The sequence below is a fragment of the Cellulomonas biazotea genome, assembly GCF_004306155.1.
GTDB classification, from domain to species: domain Bacteria; phylum Actinomycetota; class Actinomycetes; order Actinomycetales; family Cellulomonadaceae; genus Cellulomonas; species Cellulomonas biazotea.
Window position 1 is genome coordinate 1 of sequence record NZ_BIMR01000105.1, and the last position, 4,459, is coordinate 4,459.

Genomic DNA, 4,459 nt, shown 5'->3' on the forward strand with positions numbered 1-4,459 from the left:
GCCGTCGGCGCCGACGTCGCGGTGTCGAGCTCGGCGCCGCTGACCGCGGCGACCGTCGACGACGTGCGCCGCACCCCTGGGGTCGCCGCGGTCGTCGCGGTCGGCACCGCGGACGGCGTCGTGCTCCGTGCGGGTCGGACGTCCGACGCCGTCCAGGTCCGCGTGGTCGACCTCGCGGCGCTCGCGTCGGTGCAGCGCGGCCTGCCGGGCGTCGCCCCGCTCGACGTCGACGCCGCGGGAGCCCCGGACGGTGCGGTGCGCGCGGTCGTCGCCGGGGCGGTCGACGTCGACCTCGACGACGAGGACCTGCTCGTCGAGGTCGGTGCGCCCGCGGAGCAGCACGACCTCGCCGTCGTCGCGGTCACCGACCGCGTCCCGGGCGTGACCGGCGGTACGACGTCCGTCCTCGTCGACGACGCCGCCGCGCAGCGCCTCGGGATCACGGCGCAGGTCGACCGCCTGCTCGTGCGGGCCGCGCCGCGCTCGGACGTCGGCGAGGTCGCGGCAGCCGTGCGGCACGCCGTCGAGGGGTCGACCGGGTCGGGCGCCGACGTCGTCACGCGTGCCCAGGTCGTCGAGCGGGTGACCGCAGGGCAGCTCGTCGGCGGCGTCCGCACCGCCACCGCCCTCGCGACGCTCACGTCCCTCGCCCTGAGCGCGCTCGCGCTCGGGCTCGGTGTCACCCTGGGCGCCCGCAGCCGCGGCCGGCAGCTCGCGCTGCTCACGACGCTCGGCGTGCCGAGCCGCGACGCGCGCTCGCTGGTCCGGTGGGAGGTGCTGCCCTGGTCGCTCGTCGCCGTCGCCGCCGGGCTCGCCGCGGGCGCGCTCCTGGCCCCCGTCATGCTGGGCACGACGGACGTGTCGGTCCTCGCCGGTGGGGCGCAGCCACCTCCGCCGACGCTCGGCGCCGTCGGGCTCGGTGTCCTGCTCGCCGCCTACCTGCTGCTCGTCGCCGGGGCGGTGCTCGTCGCCGGCGCCGGTGCCCGGCGGACCTCCGCCGTCGCCGTCCTGCGTGAAGGAGAAGCATGACGACCACCACCGCCGCGGACGCCCCGGAGATCCTCTGCGAGGACCTCGTGCGGGTCTTCGTCACCGAGGGCGTCGAGGTCCAGGCGCTGCAGGGCCTCAACCTGCGCGTCGACGCGGGCGAGCTCGTCGCGGTCGTCGGCGCGTCAGGGTCGGGCAAGTCGACGCTCCTGACGATCCTGTCGGGGCTCGACCGTCCCACCGCGGGCACCGCGGTCGTCGCCGGCACACCCCTCGTGACGATGGACGCCCGGCAGCGCCGCCGGTACCAGCGCGACGTCGTCGGGTTCGTCTGGCAGCAGACGTCGCGCAACCTCCTGCCGTACCTCACGGCCGCCGAGAACGTCGCCGTGCCTCTCGTCGTCGCCGGCGCCCGCGCCCGGGCGGAGCGGGCCGCGGAGCTGCTCGACGTCATGGGCGTCGCCGACTGCCGTGACCGGCTGCCCGCGCAGATGTCCGGCGGGCAGCAGCAGCGCGTCGCGATCGCGACCGCCGTGGCGGGCTCGCCGCGCGTGCTGCTCGCGGACGAGCCGACCGGGGAGCTCGACGAGTCGACGTCTGCGGACGTCCTCGAGGCGATGCGGCACGTCAACGCGACGCTGGGCGTGACGACGCTCATCGTCACGCACGACCCGACGGTCTCGGAGCACGTGCACCGCACGGTGCAGATCCGCGACGGCCGCACGTCGACCGAGGTGCTGCGGCGCACCGAGCGCGGCGAGGACGGCGTCGAGCGCCTGCACGCCGAGGAGTTCGCCGTGCTCGACAAGGTCGGCCGGCTGCAGCTCCCGCGCGAGGTCGTCGAGCGGCTCGACCTGCGCGACCGCGTGCGGCTCGGGCTCGAGCACGACCACGTGCGCGTGTCGCGCCACGACCACGTCCCGGCGGCCGACGCGCCGCCACCGTCCGGCGACGGCGCCGACGCGGCAGCAAGCGGCACGGCGGCACGGACCGACGAGGAGGGACCGCGATGATCCGCGGCATCGGCCTGACCCGCACCTACGGGACGGGCGACACCGCCGTGCACGCGCTGCGCGGCGTCGACGTGCACGCCGCACCGGGCGAGCTCGTCGTCGTCCGCGGACGGTCGGGCTCGGGCAAGACGTCGCTGCTGCACGTCCTCGGCGGCCTGGAGGCGCCCACCAGCGGGCAGGTGCTCGTCGACGGCGCCGACCTCACGGCGATGCACCCCGAGCAGGTCCTCGAGCTGCGACGGACCCGCATCGCGTACGTCTTCCAGGCGTTCGGGCTCATCCCCGTGCTGTCGGCTGCGGAGAACGTCGAGGTGCCGCTGCGGGTGCTGCGCACGGACCCCGCCGAGCGCGACCGGCGCGTCGCCGAGGCGCTCGCGGCCGTCGGGCTCGAACGCCACGCGGCGCAGCGACCCGCCGAGCTCTCGGGCGGGCAGCAGCAGCGGGTCGCGATCGCCCGCGCGCTCGTGCACCGGCCCGCGGTCCTGCTCGCCGACGAGCCGACGGGCCAGCTCGACTCCGGCACGGCGGCGGTCGTCATGGACCTGCTCGTCGACCTCGTCCACGGCCACGGCGTCGCGGCGGTCGTCACGACGCACGACCCGCTCATGGCCGAGCGCGCCGACCGTCTGGTCGAGCTGCACTCCGGCGAGCTGCGCGACGCGCCCGCCGCATGACCTCGACCCACCCCGTTGCCGCCCCGACGGCCTCTCCGTACGGTGGCAACCGGCAGACCAGGAGGGCGTGCGCATGACGACGACCCAGCAGCAGCAGTCCCTGCGCGCGCAGCTCTGGCGCCGCAAGCCCGTGACCCGAGCGACGCGCGAGTCCAGCGAAGGACTGGAACGGTCGCTCGGCACGTTCAGCCTCATGATGTTCGGCGTCGGCGCCACGGTCGGCACGGGCGTCTTCTTCGTCATGCACCAGGCGGTCCCCGACGCGGGTCCCGCGGTGATCGTGTCGTTCGTGCTGGCGGGGATCGCCGCCGGGCTGTCCGCGCTGTCGTACGCGGAGATGGCGTCGGCGGTGCCCGTCTCCGGGTCGACGTACTCGTACGCGTACGCGACCCTCGGCGAGGTCGTCGCGGTCGGCGTCGCCGCGTGCCTGCTGCTCGAGTACGGGGTGTCGACGGCGGCCGTGTCCGTCGGGTGGAGCGGCTACCTCAACCAGCTGCTCGACAACCTCTTCGGGGTCACGGTCCCCGCCGCGCTGTCCTCGGGCCCCTTCGACGCCGTCGACCCCGGCCTGGTGAACCTGCCGGCCGTCTTCCTGGTCGCGGTGTGCGCGCTGCTGCTCGTGCGCGGCGCGAGCGAGTCGGCGCGCGTGAACACCGTCATGGTCGTCATCAAGCTCGCCGTGCTCGGCCTGTTCGTCGCGATCGCGTTCACCGCGTTCGACGCCGACAACTTCGCGGACTTCGCGCCGCACGGCGTCACGGGCATCACGATGGCCGCGGGGACGATCTTCTTCACGTTCATCGGCCTGGACGCCGTCTCGACCGCGGGTGACGAGGTCCGCGACCCGCAGCGCTCGATGCCGCGCGCGATCCTCGGTGCGCTCGCGATCGTCACGACCATCTACCTGCTCGTCGCCGTGTCCGCGCTGGGCGCGCAGCCGTGGCAGGACTTCGGCGACGCCGAGCAGGCGGAGGCGGGCCTCGCGCGGCTGCTGCAGGACGTCGTCGGCGCGTCGTGGCCGGGCACGATCCTGTCGGCCGGCGCGGTCATCTCGATCTTCTCGGTGACGCTCGTGACCCTGTACGGGCAGACCCGCATCCTGTTCGCGATCGGCCGCGACGGCCTGCTGCCGCGCGCGTTCGCCAAGGTCAGCCGCCGCACCCGGACGCCGGTGAACAACACGATCATCGTCGCGTGCGTCGTCGGGCTGCTCGCCGGGTTCGTGCCGCTCGACGACCTGTGGGACCTCGTGTCGATCGGCACGCTCGTCGCGTTCATCGTCGTCTCGGTCGGCGTCATCGTCCTGCGCCGCACCCGGCCCGACCTGCCGCGCGGGTTCCGCGTGCCGGGGTACCCGGTGACGCCCGTCGTCGCGATCGCGTCGTGCGTGTACATCCTCGCCGGGCTGCACTGGAACACCTACGCGTGGTTCGCGCTGTGGCTGTCGGTCGCCCTGACGTTCTACCTGGTGTGGGGGCGGCGGCACTCGTTGCTCAACCGGGCCGCGCACGCCGGCCTGCCCCTCGACGACGACGCCACGCCCGCGAAGGAGGACCAGCCGTGACGATCGTCGTCGGCGCGCAGCCGTTCGGGGACCCGCGCGGCGCGCTCGAGCTCGGCGCGAACCTCGCGCGCACCCTCCCGGAGCGCTCGGGCGTGTTCGTCCTGGTCGTCGCGACCGTCGTGCCGCCCGACGCGGCCGCCGCCGCGCGCACCGGCGCGGACCGGCTCGCCGCCGCGCAGGACGCCGCCCGCGCGTGGGCCGACGAGCGCGCCGTGGGCATG

The 4,459-nt window shown here is 75.3% G+C and carries 5 protein-coding genes; all 5 read left to right on the plus strand.

Annotation, left to right across the window (positions count from 1 at the left end; all coding sequences use genetic code 11):
* The coding region (locus CBZ_RS08420; protein WP_130781125.1) for an FtsX-like permease family protein at nucleotides 1-1,029 on the plus strand (1,029 nt) is incomplete at its 5' end.
* Nucleotides 1,026-2,000 (plus strand): ABC transporter ATP-binding protein, encoded by a 975-nt coding sequence (locus CBZ_RS08425; RefSeq protein ID WP_130781126.1) that lies wholly within the window; start codon nucleotides 1,026-1,028, stop codon nucleotides 1,998-2,000. The genes CBZ_RS08420 and CBZ_RS08425, both read left to right, overlap by 4 nt.
* Complete coding sequence (locus CBZ_RS08430) at nucleotides 1,997-2,674, plus strand: ABC transporter ATP-binding protein (protein ID WP_130781127.1); 678 nt, start codon at nucleotides 1,997-1,999, stop codon at nucleotides 2,672-2,674. The genes CBZ_RS08425 and CBZ_RS08430 overlap by 4 nt, the downstream gene beginning before the upstream one ends.
* Nucleotides 2,675-2,747: 73 nt before the next feature.
* Nucleotides 2,748-4,238, plus strand: coding sequence for an APC family permease (locus CBZ_RS08435; RefSeq protein ID WP_130781128.1), 1,491 nt, complete (start codon nucleotides 2,748-2,750; stop codon nucleotides 4,236-4,238).
* Nucleotides 4,235-4,459: hypothetical protein (locus tag CBZ_RS08440; RefSeq protein WP_218022733.1), on the plus strand; the 225-nt coding region annotated here is incomplete at its 3' end. The genes CBZ_RS08435 and CBZ_RS08440, both read left to right, overlap by 4 nt.